Genomic DNA, 14,638 nt, shown 5'->3' on the forward strand with positions numbered 1-14,638 from the left:
GCTCTACTCTGTGTAAGCAACCACTAGCAGGCAAGTAAAATATTGAAGGGCCGGCTCCAGATGGAGCCGGCCCTTCAATAAGCGGCCTAAGCGGGCTACTTGGTACTGTAATTGGGAGCTTCCTGCGTGATTTGCACGTCGTGGGGGTGCGACTCGCGCAGGCCGGCGCCGGTAATGCGCACGAAGCGGGCTTGCTGCAGCGCCTCAATGGTAGCGGCCCCGCAATAACCCATACCGGCTCGCAGGCCACCAGCCAGCTGGAAGAGCACTTCGGCTGCCAAACCCCGGTAGGCTACGCGGCCCACAATGCCTTCGGGAACGAGCTTCTTCACGTCGTCTTCGGCGTCCTGGAAGTACCGGTCTTTCGAGCCGTCTTCCATGGCTTCCACCGAGCCCATGCCGCGGTAGCTCTTGTACTTACGGCCCTCAAACAGAGTGACTTCACCGGGAGCCTCCTCGGTACCAGCCAGCAACGAGCCAATCATGATGGTGCTGGCTCCGGCAGCCAGGGCCTTCACCACGTCGCCGGAAAACTTGATGCCCCCATCGGCAATCAGCGGTACGCCGGTGCCTTCGAGGCCGCGGGCTGCTTCGAGCACTGCCGAAAGCTGCGGTACGCCAATGCCCGCAATAATGCGGGTGGTGCAGATAGAACCAGGCCCCACACCCACTTTCACGGCGTCGGCGCCGGCATCGGCCAGGGCGCGGGCCCCTTCGGCGGTGGCCACGTTGCCGGCTATTACTTCCAGCTTGGGAAATTTCTGCTTGAGGTTGCGCACGGCATCCAGCACGCCTTTGCTGTGGCCGTGGGCGGTGTCTACGCTCACGACATCAACGCCGGCATCTACGAGGGCGGCTACCCGGTCCAGCAAATCGGGGGTGACGCCTACGGCAGCGCCTACGCGCAGGCGGCCGTACTCGTCTTTGCAGGCATTGGGGGTGCGCCGGCGCTTGCGGATGTCTTTGTAGGTGATGAGGCCAACAAGGCGGCCGTCGGCATCGATAACGGGTAGCTTCTCTACTTTCGATTCTTGCAGAATATCCTCGGCGTCGGCTAGCTCGGTGCCCGCCTTGGCCGTGACGAGCGGCGCGTGCGTCATGACCTCCGTTACGTGGCGGTTCATGTCTTTCTCGAAACGCAAATCGCGGTTGGTGAGGATGCCTTTGAGCTGGCGCTGCTCGTTGACGATGGGAATGCCGCCGATGTTGTTGTCGCGCATCAGCTTTTTGGCATCAGCCAAGGTAGCGGCCTCCTGTAGCACGAACGGGTCGAGAATCATCCCGCTTTCCGAGCGTTTTACGCGGCGCACCAACTCGGCCTGCGCCTTGATGCTCATGTTTTTGTGGATGATACCGATGCCGCCTTCCTGCGCTAGCGCAATAGCCATTTCCGCCTCCGTAACGGTATCCATAGCGGCCGAAACGAAGGGAAGCTTCAGGCGAATGTTGCGGGTGAGCTGGGCGCTAGGATCGGTGTCGCGGGGCAGTACTTCCGAGTAGGCCGGAAGCAGCAGGACGTCGTCGTAGGTGAGCGCCTCGAAGGCAATTTTGGAATGGGGGGTGGCGTAATCGGCCATGGCAACAAGGAAGTTAGGTTTCTCTTATTGCCGGTCAAAGCTACGGCGAAAAGTTGGGATGCAGATTATCAAATAGTTGTTTTCCTTTTTTCATTGAGTTGCAAGCTTTAAGCTATAAGCTGCAAGACACAAGCTATAAGCCGCAAGCTCTTTGTTGAACATTAACTTGGAGCTTGGAGCTTGCAGCTTGAGGCTTGTAACTTGGGACTTGCAGTGTGGGGCTTATGGCTTCTATTAAAACCTATGATGCCGTTCGAGAGTTGAAAAGGCCGCTGTAGCCTTGAGGCTTGGCATCTTCCTTTTAGTTTTCAATGATGGCAACCAACAACAAAAACTGGTTTATCACCGGCGTTAGCACCGGTTTCGGCAAAGAACTGGCCGACTATTGCCTCAGCAAAGGCGACAAAGTAGCCGCTACCTTCCGTAAGCAAGAGCAAGCCGACGAATTCACGCAGAAAGCCGGCACCAACGGCCGCGGCCTGGTGTGTGAGGTAACCGACGAGCAGCAAGTGAAGCAGGCCATAGCCGACGCCATTCAGGCCCTCGGCCACATCGATGTGGTGGTGAACAACGCGGGCTATGGCTCCATGGGCAGCATCGAGGAAATTGCGGCCGAAGAAGTGCAGCGCCAGTTCGATGTGAACGTGTTTGGGCCGCTGCACGTGCTGCGGGCTGTACTGCCGCATCTGCGCGAGCGGAAAAGCGGCCATGTCCTCAACATTACCAGCATCGGGGGCCTGAAAACTTTCCCTGGTGTAGGCGTTTACAACGCCAGCAAGTTTGCCCTCGAAGCCATTGGCGAGAGCTTGGCTCAGCAAGTGAAACCGCTCGGCATCCACGTCACCAACATCGAGCCTAGTGGCTTCCGCACCGATTGGGCCGGCCGCTCCGCCAGCTTCGCAGATACGGCCATTGACGATTACCGCGCCACCGTCGGCGAGAACCTGAAAGGCATTCAGAGCTACAGCGGCAAGCAGCCCGGCGACCCACAACGCGCCGCTAAAGCCATGTTCGACTTGGTACGCCAAGAGAATCCGCCACTACACCTGCCCCTCGGCAAAGCTGCCGTGAAAGGTGCCCGCGACAAATTCACTGGTCTGCTACAAGAGCTGGAAAGTGTAGCCGAAATCGGCGACGCCGCTGATTTTCCGGAAGGGCAATAATCACCGGAGCTTTTCAGGTGGAAAAAGGTAGCCTGACGGGGCGGCAATGCCCGTTTAGCCACCATGTAACCCAACTTGATTAGTGGTGAAGCCCGGCGGTTGGATGAACGGCGTCTGGTAACGGAGCAGGAAGTAACTTCGTTGAGTTATAGAGTAAGGATGTTCATGTGTAATTGAACATCCTTACTCCGTTACTCTGCCACTCCGTTACTCTTTTAACACTCCCGTGCCGCTTTCTGCCAACGATATACACGTTACTTCCTGGACTGACTTGCAAGAGGCGCTCTTCCGTGACATGTGGGATGTCCGCATCGGGCGTTTCCGCTCGCCGTTCGTGTACCGCGGACTGCGTTCGTCTAAGTGGTTGCTTACCACCAGCCTGCAGCGTCTCGGCGGCGAATATCAGCAACTGGAAAACCACTTGCTGCGCAACTTCCGCAAATACGGCCGCGACTTCACGCAGCCCGGCGCCTCCGTCTGGAATTGGCTGGCCCTGGCCCAACACCACGGCCTCCCCACCCGCCTCCTCGACTGGACCTACTCGCCCTACGTGGCTCTCCATTTCGCCACCGACGACCTGGAAGCCTACGGCGAAGACGGCGTAATATGGGCCATCAACTACGTGCTGGCTGCCGAATCTTTGCCGCCTAGTCTGCGCGAAGCGTTGCGTGCCGAGGGTTCCAACGTATTCACGCCGGAACTGCTGGAACCGCTCTGTACCACCTTGCGGGAATTGGAGCTACTCCGCGACGAGCAGTTCCTGCTGTTCCTGGAGCCGCCTTCCCTCGATGCTCGTATCGTGCATCAGTACGCGCTTTTTTCGTTGATGAATACCACGCAGGCTACCTTGCACAAATGGCTGGAGCAGCATCCTGAACTATATTTCCGCATCATCATCCCGGCCCGTCTGAAGTGGGAAATCCGCGACAAGCTCGACCAGGCCAATATCACAGAACGAGTGCTTTTTCCTGGCTTAGGCGGCCTCAGCCGCTGGCTGCACCGCCATTACACGCCTACTTCCAGTCAAAACCAGGCGAATCTAGAAGAAGATCAGATTTCGGGATAAACCGGCGGAAAGCACAAGGCAAACCTGCGGGCTTGATATTGCTAAGAGTTTAGAGCCCATCAACTGAAAAGAACGCCATGCCAACAGAGGAATGGCGTTCTTTTTAGTTGATGGGCTCTATGTATCTCCCTGATATAAATGCTCAGTTACTCCACTATTCCCTTGCTTGACGTAAACCCTTTCCGGAAGTCGGGGTTGAAATTGAGGCCTAGATGAAGAATATGGGAAGCAGCTAAAGATGCCATTTCCACTTGTTGCGCCATTTGATTCAAGTAGCCTATTTCCACGGAAGTGGCGCGGTTGATTTGGTAGCCGAGTGCTAGGCAAGCGCGGTTTTCGTTGAAGATATTGCCATCAGCATTGCGGCCAAAACCGATGAATAGCTCGTCGTAGCCGGTGAGGTAAGGGGTGCCGGGCACAACTTTTTTCTGCGAGTTTAGCGGCAGCGTAAGGCGCAACTGGTAGCGCAAGCGGTTCAGATACGTGAATTGTGTGCTACCGGGGCGGCGGACCCAACGCTGTTCGAGGCGGTAGCGGTGTTGCGTCTGCACCCGGCTACTATCGAAGCGAAGAAGAAGTTGCTGGTAGCTCCGGTGCTCCGGTAAGCTGCCGATTTGCGAGTCGTTACCGTCAGGAAAGGACATGGTGTAGGCGTAGCCACCCGATAAAACCAGAATGTTTGCGACGTAGTAGTTGGCACCAAGGCGCAAAAACTTTTGCTGCGGAGCATTAGGGCCCCGTACTTGGCGCAATTGAGCTTCCGTATGCAAACCCCATTTATCGTTAAGGCGTGCATCGCTAAGAACCATAAGCCAGGTATTGAAGCGCTGATATTGAACCGGAGTGCTTGCCGTTCTTGAAGTTTGAGCCTGCGCTCTACCAGCCAAGCTCAACAGTAATATAAGGAATAGGCCCTTGTTAAAGAGGAGTAAAAGTGCTTTCATAATCTATATTATGAAAGCATTACCAGTATTACCCCAATGTTACCAAGTATATTTCCAAGCCTGCCTATCAAGAGTTTACATACTGATCTGCTTATTGCTTTAGCAAGGTGCTATCTGAGAAAAATACCGTTTAGCGTAACGATACTCTACAAAGAATAAATTTAAAAAAGACCTTCCAGGCATGGCTTACTGTTTCACTGCCCGGCCTCGAAGCGCTTTTTAGTGAGCTTGGTGGGAATAGCGGTAAGTGGGTCGTCGGGCCAGGGGTGCTTGGGGTAGCGGCCGCGCAGGTCTTTGCGGACTTCGAAGTAGCCGGTTTGCCAGAAGCTGCGCAGGTCGCGGGTGACTTGGGCCGGCCGGCCGCCGGGGGACAGCAGATGCATCGTAAGGGGCACTCGCCCCCCGGCCACAAAAGGCGTGTCGAATAACCCAAAAACCTCTTGCAGCTTCACGGCCAGTACCGGCGCAGTGGGGTCGGTATAGTCGAGGGCTACGCGGGAATTGCTTGGCACGGTGAGGTGCGAAGGAGCGAGGCGGTCGAGGTCTTGGCGCTGACCCCAACCGCCCGGCAGGCGCTGCAATAGCAATTCGTTCCAATCGAGTCGGCCTACTTCGTTCAGACTTTTCAATCCCACTAAATTCGGCGCCAGCCACTCGTCTAACTCGGTGGCCAAGGCTTCATTGGAAACGTCAGGCCAGTCGGTAGGGAAGTGATAATGTAGAAAGGCCAGTCGCTGCCGCATTGCCACCGCTGCCTCGCTCCAGGGCAGCCGCGCAATGCCCGCAGTACGCAAGGCGTCTAGCAGCGCTTGGGCTATCAATTCAGGGTCGGGCTGCGCGAGTGGGGTATCGGAAAGCACCAGGGCGCCTAGCCGGCGGAGGCGCCGAGCCAGTACCCGGCCGGTGGCGGCATCCCAACGCACTTCGTCGCGGGTTTCTATTTGGTCGGCGAACAATTGTTCTAATTCCGGCCGACTAACGGGGGCGGCCAGCGCGGCGCGTAGCTGGTGGGGTGGTCCTTCCAGGTAGGCCACAGCCATAAACTGGTCGTCGCGGCCGAAAAACTCGGCGGGCAGCAGCACCCGCTGCCCGGTGGCCAGGCGCACCCGATCGGCGGTTTCGCGTTGGGCAATTCGGTCGGGGTAGGCGAGGGCGGTAAGCAAACCAGCCGCGTCGGCATCGGCAGAAGTGGCGGTGTCCCGAATGCCGCAGCGTTGGCGCAGGTTGCGGGCAGCATCCCGGACGCGGTGCAAGGTGTTGTGCTGCACCAGCAAACCGGGTAGCGCCGGACGACCGTGGGCAATAGTTTCGAAGCGCAGTCGCAAATCAGGCGGAGTAGGGTGGGCATCGGCAGCCCGCAGCACGTCGCGCTCCGACAGCAAAGCCGCCAGCGCTGCCGCCGCGGGGCCATGCCCTAACTCGTGGCCCCGCACCACCAAATGCCCAAGCCGCGGCGCTAGTCCAAGCCGCGCCAAGGCCCTGCCATGAGGCGTGGGCTTTTCGGGTTTAGGTTCTGGTTTCTGGTTGCTAGTTGCCGGTTTGGAAGTGATGGGTTGGGCTTCCAGCAAAGAACTTCCAGTGGCTGTTGTGTTATTCGATTCAGCTGTAGCCTGCTCTGGTGAAGGCTCATCAACAAGTAGCTGCGAAGAACCAGAGACTTCAACGGCTCCGAGTCTGCCCAACAGGTCGTTGGCGAGTGAAATGGCAGGGGCAGGAGGTACATCCAGCCACTGCAAACTAGCGGTAGTGGCTCCCCACAAGGCCAGCTCTAATGCTAAGCCGCTGAGGTCGGCGGTAAGAATTTCGGGGGGCAGATGAGCCGGTAGGGCATCGTGCTCGGTGGTGGTCCAGAGGCGGTAGCAGGTGCCGGGGCCTAAGCGGCCAGCACGGCCCCGGCGCTGGTCGGCGGCGGCTTCACTGACGGGCACGGTTTCGAGGGTGGTGAAGCCGGTGCGGGCCTGAAAACGCGGTACTCGCGCAAAGCCACCGTCGATTACCACCTGCACGCCCTCAATAGTGAGGCTGGTTTCGGCAATGGCCGTGCTGAGCACGATTTTGCGCTGGCCGACAGGGGCGGGACGCAGGGCAGCATCTTGCTGCTCGAGTGGCAACTCGCCGTGCAGCAGGTGCAGGCGGATAGTTTCAGACAGAACGGGTTCCAGCTTGTCGGCTACGCGGCGCAGGTCGGCCAGGCCGGGTAGAAACACTAGCAGGTCGCCCTCAGGATGGTTGCGGAGGGCTTCGCGCACCGCCGTAGGTACCAGGGTAGCCAGCCGCTCGTTGGGGCGACTACCGCCCACGGCGGCTTGGCGCGGGCTGAGGTAGTGGGTTTCCACTGGAAACAAGAAGCCGGCGCTACTAACCACTGGCGCGTTCAGCCAGGCTCCTAGCCGTTCGGCCTGCAGCGTGGCACTCATCACCAGAATGCGCAGCTCGGGCCGCAGCACGGCTTGCACGTCAAGCGCTAAGGCTAAGCCAAGGTCAGCCCGCAGGCTACGTTCGTGAAATTCGTCGAACACCACTGTTGCTACTCCTTCCAGCGCCGGGTCGTCCTGAATTAGGCGCGTCAGGATGCCCTCGGTGATAACCTCGATGCGGGTGCGGGCCGACACTTTGCTTTCCAGCCGGACCCGGTAGCCTACCGTTTCGCCTACTGCCTCGCCAAGCAACTTGGCCAGCCGGCTGGCGGCGGCGCGGGCAGCTAGTTGCCGGGGCTCCAGTATCAAAATCCGGCCTCCCTCACGCCATGGGGCTTCCAACAGGGCTAGGGGTACAACCGTCGTTTTGCCCGCGCCGGGTGGCGCTTGCAGCACCACGCGCTCATGTTCGGCCAGAGCAGTGAGCAGGCCGGGCAGAGCAGCTTTTATAGGGAGGTCGGGGAAGTGCATGAGTTGGTTCGGTAGTGGTTCCCGCAAAGGGCGCAGAGGATTGCGCATAACGTTCTGCAACTTCTGCGCAATCCTCTGCGCCCTTTGCGGGCTAAAAACTCTGCCGATTAGTACACCGCTACAGTCGGGTCTATACGGAGGCTCCAGGCGTGGATGCCGCCGCGCAGATTCAGCAGGTTCGTCATGTCGTGGCGGTGCTGGAGGTAGCCTAGGGCTTGCATGGAGCGCACCCCATGGTGGCAGATAAGCACGATGGGCCGGGTTTCGTCTAGCTCCTCTACGCGGCGGGGCAGCTCGCCAAGTGGAATCAGGTGGCTGCCCTCGATGCGGCAGTACGCGTACTCCTCGGGCTGCCGCACATCAATGAGCTGTAGGTCTTCGCCGTTGGCAAGACGTTCACTCAGTTCTTCGGGCGTAAGTTCGGGGAGCATGGCAGAGGGAAAAGCATCAAATAACAGGAAAGCGCAAAATTAGTTGGTGGCTCGTTAGCTTTGGCTTCTCTGTAAAAGCTGCTTGCCAGCCCATCGGCTATGCTTTCAGCTTGCTCAATTAAACTTTAAATTTTGCTGCAGTCAATATCCGAGTTTTTAACTGCCGCCGTCGGCAATAGTCCGCTGGAATGGGTGGCCGTGCTGACAGGTTTCGCCTGCGTGTGGCTGGCGGCCCGCGAGTCGCTCTTGAATTTTCCGGTTGCCATCTTTAGCTGTGCGCTCTACATCGTGGTGTACCGCCGCTCGGGGCTTTATTCTGATTCGCTGCTCCAGGTGATGTTTATTGCCTTGAGTCTGTACGGTTGGTACGAGTGGCTGTACGGGGGGCGGGGCAAAACCGAACTGCCCGTGTCGCGCACGCGGCTGTGGGAGTGGGCGGCCTGTGCAGGGTTTATCGTTGCGTTTACCATAGGCTTCGGCTATTACCTCGAGCACCATACCGATGCTACCGTGCCGCATTGGGACAGTTTCACCACGGCCGGCAGCCTGGCAGCACAGTACCTGATGACGCGCAAGCGGGTGGAAAACTGGTGGCTCTGGATACTGGTTGATATTATCTACGTGCCCGTACTCTGGTACAAGCAGCTGTATCCCACCAGCGCCCTCTACGCCTTGTATTTGGGTTTAGCCACGTACGGCTACCTTGAATGGCGGAAACAGTTGGCAGTTAGCAATTGACAATTAACATTTATCATTTAACACCCGCATCATGATTTACAGCTTAGCTTTTGGCCCGTCAGGCAGAGCGTAAGCGCAGCCGGAGTCGAAGCATCTCGCTAGGATGATAAACTCAATTTCAGCCAGCTGTCCTGCTTCGGCTGCGCCGCTGCAGGACAGCTGGCTGAAATTCCCAAGCTCAACACATTCTGTTAAATGATAAATGATAAATGTTAGTTGTTGCCGTTACCGGACCTGAGTCGACCGGCAAAACTACGCTCAGCCGGCAACTGGCCGCCTATTACCACACCAGTTGGGTGCCGGAATATGCGCGCGCCTATCTAGAGGAAAACGGCCCTGATTACACTCTGCCCGACTTAGAGGCAATTGCTCGGGGCCAGTTGGAGGCCGAAGCCCGAGCCGTGACTGAAGCACAGGCGCAAAGCCATGCCGTGCTGCTTGCGGATACCGATTTGCTGGTGATAAAAGTGTGGGCCGAGCACGCCTTCGGGCATTGCCCCTCCTGGATTCTGGAGCGCCTCGCGCAGCAGCACTACGACTTGGTGTTGCTTCTGAGCGTGGATCTGCCTTGGGAACCCGACCCCTTACGCGAACATCCGCACCTGCGCCAACACTTCTTCCAGGTCTACCAGCAGGCTTTGCAAGATCAAAAAGTGAATTTCGCCGTAATCAGCGGCACCTACGACCAACGTTTTAACCAAGCGCGTCTGTTGGTGGATGAGCTGTTGTTGGCTGACAAGCAGAAAGAAGCTGGTGGCCAGCCATGAGGAACACCAGATGTCTTTCATGTTCGTCAGCCACAACACTAGCACTTGTTACTTCCTCACCTGTCACCACCCTATGACCTATACCCTCGAAAACGAACAGTGCCGCGCAACCATACAAGCCAAAGGCGCTGAGTTGAGTGGCTTCGTCCGCAAAGACCTCGACAACCTAGAGTATATATGGGAAGCCGATCCGGCCGTGTGGGGACGCCACGCGCCGGTGCTCTTCCCCATCGTCGGTCGCCTGCCCAACGATACTTACACTTACCAAGGCCAGGACTACCGCCTCACGCAGCATGGCTTTGCCCGCGACCAGGAGTTTACGCTGGTTCGCCAAATACCTTCGGAAGTGGTACTGGAGCTGCGCGCCAACGAGGCCACTCGCGCCCTGTTTCCCTTCGATTTCAGCTTGGTTATTAGCTACCGGCTGGCGGGTACGATGCTTACTATCGGGTGGGAGGTAACCAATATTGGCACCGGCGAATTGCTGTTCGGCATCGGGGCGCACCCGGCTTTCCGCTGCCCGCTGCTGCCCAACGAGACGTTTGAGGACTACGAGTTCGTGTTCGACCATCCCGTTACGTTCGAGCGGCATTTGCTGGAAGGCGGCTTGCTCAACGGCCAAACCGAGCCCGTACTTGAAAACGAAACCACGCTGCCACTACGCTACGAACTGTTCGAGCAGGATGCGTTGGTACTGAAGCACTTCGATTTCACCCACGTCACGCTACGTAGCCGCCGCTCCAACCGGACCGTGCGTGTCCGCTTCGACGGTTTCCCCTACCTCGGCCTCTGGACCAAGGGGCCCGGTGCCCGTTTCGTGTGCATCGAGCCCTGGCACGGCCTCGCCAGCTCCGTCGGCGACTCCGGCGCACTAGCCGATAAAGAAGGCATTCTGACGCTACGGCCCGGCCAGGAGTTTGTGGCATCCTACAGCATCACCGTAGACTAGTAGCAACTGGTATGCCTGCCGTTGAAATCCGCCCCATTGCTTCTGCCGATACATATGCCTTGCGCCATCAGGTACTATGGCCCGACAAGCCGCTGGAATACGTGAAGGTGGAAAATGATGCTGCTGGCCTGCATTTTGGGGCTTTCCTAAAGGAAGAGCTAGTAGCCGTTATTTCGCTTTTCGTGGAGGGTGCGGAAGCACGCTTCCGCAAATTTGCTGCGCACCCCAACTACCAGCGCCAAGGCATAGGCAGTGCCTTGCTGCAACATATTATGGCCGAGGCGCGCCCCCACGGCGCCACCCACATTTGGTGCGACGCCCGCCAGGATAGCGCCGGATTTTATGCACGCTTCGGCCTGCTGCCCGAAGGCCCGGTGTTCTTCAAAGGCCCAATTCCCTACGTGCGTATGGACCGGGAACTGTAAGTAGCAACTCTTTACGAGCTAGCAAGCTAGACAGAGAAACTCTCGATAATCAGAAGATTAGAAAGCTAGTTTCCCTCCTCAGCTGAGGAGGGAAACTAGCTTTCTAGCTTAGCTCTAACTTTGGCCTTTAATCCTGAATTGCTTTATAGCTGCAAAATCAGCTAAACCACAACGACCCTTCCGGATGCCACTTCTTGTTGTATCAGCCACGATTAACAACGGGAAGCAGGCCGGAAGGGTCGTTTGGTAAGGGTGCCGCGTGGGCAACTATTTCTGGAATAACGCTAGGAAAGGTGAGGCGCGGTGGGGCGCACGGGTTTTTGCGGACGCCGGTTGTAGTCCGGTTCCCAATCGTTGATGGGGCGGGTGATGCCGGGGGGCAGGTCCAGGTCGGGGAGGCCGTCATCGAGTGGTTCGCCGCCCTCGTCGTCGTTGTCGGGTTGGGGTGGATTGGGGTAGCGCCGCCGGGGAATCAGCAGGAAATAAATCGTAATAGCAAGGACGACAAGTAGGTACACGAGGGGAGTCATGGTCGGAGGGAAGAAGAAAGGACGGACGAGCAGACTAGCGGTGGGTGCCAAGTAAATAACGGCGCCAAGGCTGTAGTTGTTTTCCTTACCACCCGGGTTTCAAATAAATGAAGGTCTTCCTAAGGTAATTGATTATCAATCGAAAGAAAAGAAGTTGCTGGATTCTTGTTTTCAATTTCTGGTTGCCGCGCTACGGTCGAGCGCCGGCCGCCGCGAAGCCAGTAGCTACCTGCCACTCACCCGCCACCGGCGCTGACCTGCAAAATCATTACCACCCAATAATTGGAAATCAGCAGCGAGCAACCAGAAACTGCGCTACCTTTGCAACAGAAGTTTAGGGGTGCCCCACGCCACATTGGCCAAGGCTGAGATCATACCCATTGAACCTGATCCGGGTAATGCTGGCGAAGGGAACAGACGATCCGCGAACGACACTACCGATGCGCCGACCCCTGGCGCAGGGTCCGTTCCATCTTTTCCATTGTTGAATTTTTGAAAAACTTACTGTTTTCCGGGGCGGCGCTGCTGGCGCTACCTCTCTCGGCGTGGGCGCAAGGTCCCGTGTCCGGTACCGTCTTGGATGCCCGTACGGGTACGGCTTTGCCCGGCGCCACCGTCCTGCTTGATGGCACAGCCAGTGTCGCCGCCGATGCTACCGGCGCTTTCGTGTTGCCGGCCGTGCCAGCCGGGGCGCACGAGCTGCGGGTTTCGTTTCTCGGCTACGAGCCACTTACTCGGCGCGTGGAAGGCCAGGCTGCCGAGCAGCGCCTCAGCGCCACCTTGCAACCTAGTGGCGTGCTTACCGGCGAAGCCCTCGTGACGGCGTCCCGCGCCAACGACCGCACGGCCACGGCCTACACCAACGTCAGCAAAGAAGACCTCGCCAAGCGTAATTTCGGCCAGGATTTACCGTATCTGCTCGATCAAACGCCCTCGGTAGTGGTAACCTCCGATGCCGGGGCGGGCGTGGGCTACACCGATATCCGCATCCGGGGCACGAGCAACACCGGCATCAACATGACCATCAACGGGGTGCCACTCAACGATGCCGAGTCGCACGGTTCGTTTCTGGTGAACCTGCCCGATCTGGCGTCCTCGATCAACAGCCTGCAAGTGCAGCGGGGCGTGGGCACCAGCCAGAACGGCGGGGCGGCCTTTGGGGCCAGCGTCAACATCAGCACGCTCGATATGCGCCGCGAGGCCTACGGGGAATCGCAGAACACCTACGGCTCTTTCAACACCTGGAAAAACAACGTGCAGTTCGGGACCGGGCAACTGAACGGGCATTTCCTGGTCGATGGCCGCTTGTCGCGCATCAGCACCAACGGCTACATGAACCGGGCTTCGTCGGATTTGAAGTCGTACTACTTCGCGGCGGGTTACCAGGCCAAGAACACGCTGCTGAAGTTTATCACGTTTTCGGGCCGCGAGAAAACCTATCAGGCTTGGAACGGAGTGCCCGAACCAGCGCTTACCGGCAACCGGGCGCTCTTGCAGCAGTACATCGACAATGGCGAGCTATCGGAAGCCGATGCGGCCCGGGTGCTGCAGGAAGGCCGTCGGTACAGCTACTACACCTACGACAACCAAACCGACAACTACCAGCAAAACCACTACCAGCTGCACCTCACGCAGGAGCTAGGCCCGGACTGGAACCTCGGTGCGGCCTTGCACCTGACCCGCGGCTTCGGCTACTACGAAAGCTACCGCACCGGCCGCCGCTTTTCGGACTACAACCTGGCAAACGTACTTATCGGCGGCGACACTATCACCCGTACCAACCTGATAGACCGCAAGTGGCTCGATAACTATTTCTATGGCGGCACCTTCGCCCTCAACTACCAGCCCCGTGCCAACGACAAATTTCAGGCAACCCTCGGTGGCGCCTGGAACCGCTTCCTCAACGACCACTACGGCGAGGTAATTTGGGCGCAGTACGCCTCCAACGGCAACATCCGCCAGCGCTACTACTTCAACGACGCCACCAAAACCGACTACAACTCCTACGCCCGCGTCACCTGGCAGGTGCTGCCCAAGCTCGGTGTGTACGGTGACCTGCAAGTGCGCCACATCGAGTACAACATTGATGGGGTAGAGGACGAACAAAACGACGTAACTACCCGCGCCCGCTACACCTTTTTCAACCCCAAAGCCGGGGCCACTTTCGCGCTTGCCGAAGGCCAGCAGCTCTACGCCAGCCTTGCCGTGGGCCAGCGCGAACCCGTGCGCTCCGACTTCACCGACCGCCCCGCCGGCGACCAAAGCGCCAAAGCCGAGCGGCTCGGAGATTTTGAAGGTGGCTACCGCTTCAACCGGTCCAATGCCAGCTTGCTAGGTTTGAATACCGCGTTGCGCTTCGAGGCCAACTACTTCTACATGAACTACCGCGACCAGCTAGTTGCCACCGGCCAGCTCAACGACGTGGGGACGCCCTTGCGTACCAACGTAGCCCGCAGCTTCCGAACCGGAATTGAGTTAACTGGCTTTGCATCGGCCAACGATAAAATCAGCTTAAGCAGCACCTTCACACTGAGCCGTAACCGCATCCTCAACTACCGCAACGTTATCTACGACGAAAACTACAACCCCATTATAGCAGCGGAGTCCCGCACCACCAGCATTTCCTACTCGCCCGCTACCGTGTCGGCGCACACGCTGGAAGGGCAGCCGCTGAAGAACCTGCGCCTGGCGCTGCTCTACAAAACCGTCAGCCGCCAGTACCTCGACAACTCGGCCAGCGTGGAGCGCAGCATCAAGCCCTACCAGGTGCTGGACTTCCGGGTGCGTTACACCATCCGGCCGCAGTTTATGAAGGAAATCGAGCTGGGCTTGCTGGTAAACAACGTGCTCAACCGCGAATACGTGGCTAACGGCTACACCTACGGCTACCCCGACGCCACCGGCCGCCAGCAAACCTTCAACTACTACTACCCCCAAGCCACACGCAACTTCCTGGCCTCCGTGGGCGTGAAGTTTTAGCATGTATATCACTAGAATTGTCATGCTTCGACTACGCCTCCGGCTGCGCCTGCGCTCAGCATGAACTGTGTTAAGAAACAAGGTTAAGATGAAACGCCGGGTCAAATTGGCGTTGATGGAAGACCAGGGCCCAGGCCTGGCGCAAGAGGCGGGCGGCCACGGCGCACAGGGCTTGGGGCTT

At 58.2% G+C, this 14,638-nt stretch carries 12 protein-coding genes and 1 riboswitch; of the genes, 7 read left to right on the plus strand and 5 right to left on the minus strand.

Translation table 11 applies throughout. The annotated features are described in order from the left end of the window. Window positions 1–95 precede the first annotated feature (95 nt). The gene (gene guaB, locus VF639_RS18040; protein ID WP_331147329.1) at window positions 96–1,577 is read right to left on the minus strand and encodes an IMP dehydrogenase; all 1,482 of its coding nucleotides are present in this window, start codon (window positions 1,575–1,577) and stop codon (window positions 96–98) included. A gap of 311 nt (window positions 1,578–1,888) precedes the next feature. On the opposite strand from guaB, the gene VF639_RS18045 reads away from it, so the two are divergent. Together VF639_RS18045 and VF639_RS18050 are read left to right on the plus strand one after the other, a co-directional pair. After that, window positions 1,889–2,740 (plus strand): oxidoreductase, encoded by an 852-nt coding sequence (locus tag VF639_RS18045; protein WP_331147330.1) that lies wholly within the window; start codon window positions 1,889–1,891, stop codon window positions 2,738–2,740. A gap of 226 nt (window positions 2,741–2,966) precedes the next feature. Then, window positions 2,967–3,806: an FRG domain-containing protein gene (locus VF639_RS18050; protein WP_331147331.1), complete on the plus strand. Its 840-nt coding sequence runs from the start codon at window positions 2,967–2,969 to the stop codon at window positions 3,804–3,806. 146 nt (window positions 3,807–3,952) lie between these two features. Here VF639_RS18050 and VF639_RS18055 read toward each other — a convergent pair whose 3' ends face one another. From VF639_RS18055 to VF639_RS18065, 3 genes are all read right to left on the minus strand, one after another. After that, on the minus strand, window positions 3,953–4,750 hold the full coding sequence (locus tag VF639_RS18055) for a DUF2490 domain-containing protein (protein WP_331147332.1): 798 nt from the start codon (window positions 4,748–4,750) through the stop codon (window positions 3,953–3,955). A 194-nt stretch (window positions 4,751–4,944) separates the two neighbouring features. After that, window positions 4,945–7,638 (minus strand): ATP-dependent helicase HrpB, encoded by a 2,694-nt coding sequence (hrpB, locus tag VF639_RS18060; RefSeq protein ID WP_331147333.1) that lies wholly within the window; start codon window positions 7,636–7,638, stop codon window positions 4,945–4,947. Window positions 7,639–7,745: 107 nt separating this feature from the next. After that, window positions 7,746–8,069: a rhodanese-like domain-containing protein gene (locus VF639_RS18065; RefSeq protein ID WP_331147334.1), complete on the minus strand. Its 324-nt coding sequence runs from the start codon at window positions 8,067–8,069 to the stop codon at window positions 7,746–7,748. Window positions 8,070–8,201: 132 nt separating this feature from the next. Here VF639_RS18065 and pnuC point away from each other — a divergent pair, with 132 nt between their 5' ends. The 4 genes from pnuC to VF639_RS18085 all read left to right on the plus strand — a co-directional run bounded on the left by pnuC (window position 8,202) and on the right by VF639_RS18085 (window position 10,948). Further along, the gene (gene pnuC, locus VF639_RS18070) at window positions 8,202–8,807 is read left to right on the plus strand and encodes a nicotinamide riboside transporter PnuC (RefSeq protein ID WP_331147335.1); all 606 of its coding nucleotides are present in this window, start codon (window positions 8,202–8,204) and stop codon (window positions 8,805–8,807) included. Window positions 8,808–9,016: 209 nt separating this feature from the next. Next, window positions 9,017–9,574: an ATP-binding protein gene (locus VF639_RS18075; protein ID WP_331147336.1), complete on the plus strand. Its 558-nt coding sequence runs from the start codon at window positions 9,017–9,019 to the stop codon at window positions 9,572–9,574. A gap of 73 nt (window positions 9,575–9,647) precedes the next feature. Continuing rightward, entirely contained in the window at window positions 9,648–10,523 is an 876-nt protein-coding gene (locus VF639_RS18080) for an aldose 1-epimerase family protein (RefSeq protein ID WP_331147337.1), read from the plus strand. An 11-nt stretch (window positions 10,524–10,534) separates the two neighbouring features. After that, on the plus strand, window positions 10,535–10,948 hold the full coding sequence (locus VF639_RS18085; RefSeq protein WP_331147338.1) for a GNAT family N-acetyltransferase: 414 nt from the start codon (window positions 10,535–10,537) through the stop codon (window positions 10,946–10,948). A gap of 284 nt (window positions 10,949–11,232) precedes the next feature. On the opposite strand, the gene VF639_RS18090 is transcribed toward VF639_RS18085, so the two are convergent. Continuing rightward, a complete protein-coding gene (locus tag VF639_RS18090; protein ID WP_331147339.1) occupies window positions 11,233–11,478 on the minus strand; it encodes a hypothetical protein in 246 nt (81 codons plus the stop codon). A 326-nt stretch (window positions 11,479–11,804) separates the two neighbouring features. Continuing rightward, window positions 11,805–11,908: riboswitch (TPP riboswitch) on the plus strand. A gap of 62 nt (window positions 11,909–11,970) precedes the next feature. Here VF639_RS18090 and VF639_RS18095 point away from each other — a divergent pair. Next, window positions 11,971–14,457 (plus strand): TonB-dependent receptor, encoded by a 2,487-nt coding sequence (locus VF639_RS18095; RefSeq protein ID WP_331147340.1) that lies wholly within the window; start codon window positions 11,971–11,973, stop codon window positions 14,455–14,457. Window positions 14,458–14,638 lie beyond the last annotated feature (181 nt).

This window comes from Hymenobacter sp. (genome assembly GCF_036387835.1).
Lineage (GTDB): Bacteria > Bacteroidota > Bacteroidia > Cytophagales > Hymenobacteraceae > Hymenobacter.

Coding starts and splice junctions, on each gene's coding strand:
- VF639_RS18045 (WP_331147330.1), top strand. CDS start 1,889: ATGATGGCAACCAACAACAAAAACTGGTTTATCACCGGCGTTAGCACC.
- VF639_RS18065 (WP_331147334.1), bottom strand. CDS start 8,069: ATGCTCCCCGAACTTACGCCCGAAGAACTGAGTGAACGTCTTGCCAAC.
- guaB (WP_331147329.1), bottom strand. CDS start 1,577: ATGGCCGATTACGCCACCCCCCATTCCAAAATTGCCTTCGAGGCGCTC.
- VF639_RS18075 (WP_331147336.1), top strand. CDS start 9,017: ATGTTAGTTGTTGCCGTTACCGGACCTGAGTCGACCGGCAAAACTACG.
- VF639_RS18080 (WP_331147337.1), top strand. CDS start 9,648: ATGACCTATACCCTCGAAAACGAACAGTGCCGCGCAACCATACAAGCC.
- VF639_RS18090 (WP_331147339.1), bottom strand. CDS start 11,478: ATGACTCCCCTCGTGTACCTACTTGTCGTCCTTGCTATTACGATTTAT.
- VF639_RS18055 (WP_331147332.1), bottom strand. CDS start 4,750: ATGAAAGCACTTTTACTCCTCTTTAACAAGGGCCTATTCCTTATATTA.
- VF639_RS18085 (WP_331147338.1), top strand. CDS start 10,535: ATGCCTGCCGTTGAAATCCGCCCCATTGCTTCTGCCGATACATATGCC.
- hrpB (WP_331147333.1), bottom strand. CDS start 7,638: ATGCACTTCCCCGACCTCCCTATAAAAGCTGCTCTGCCCGGCCTGCTC.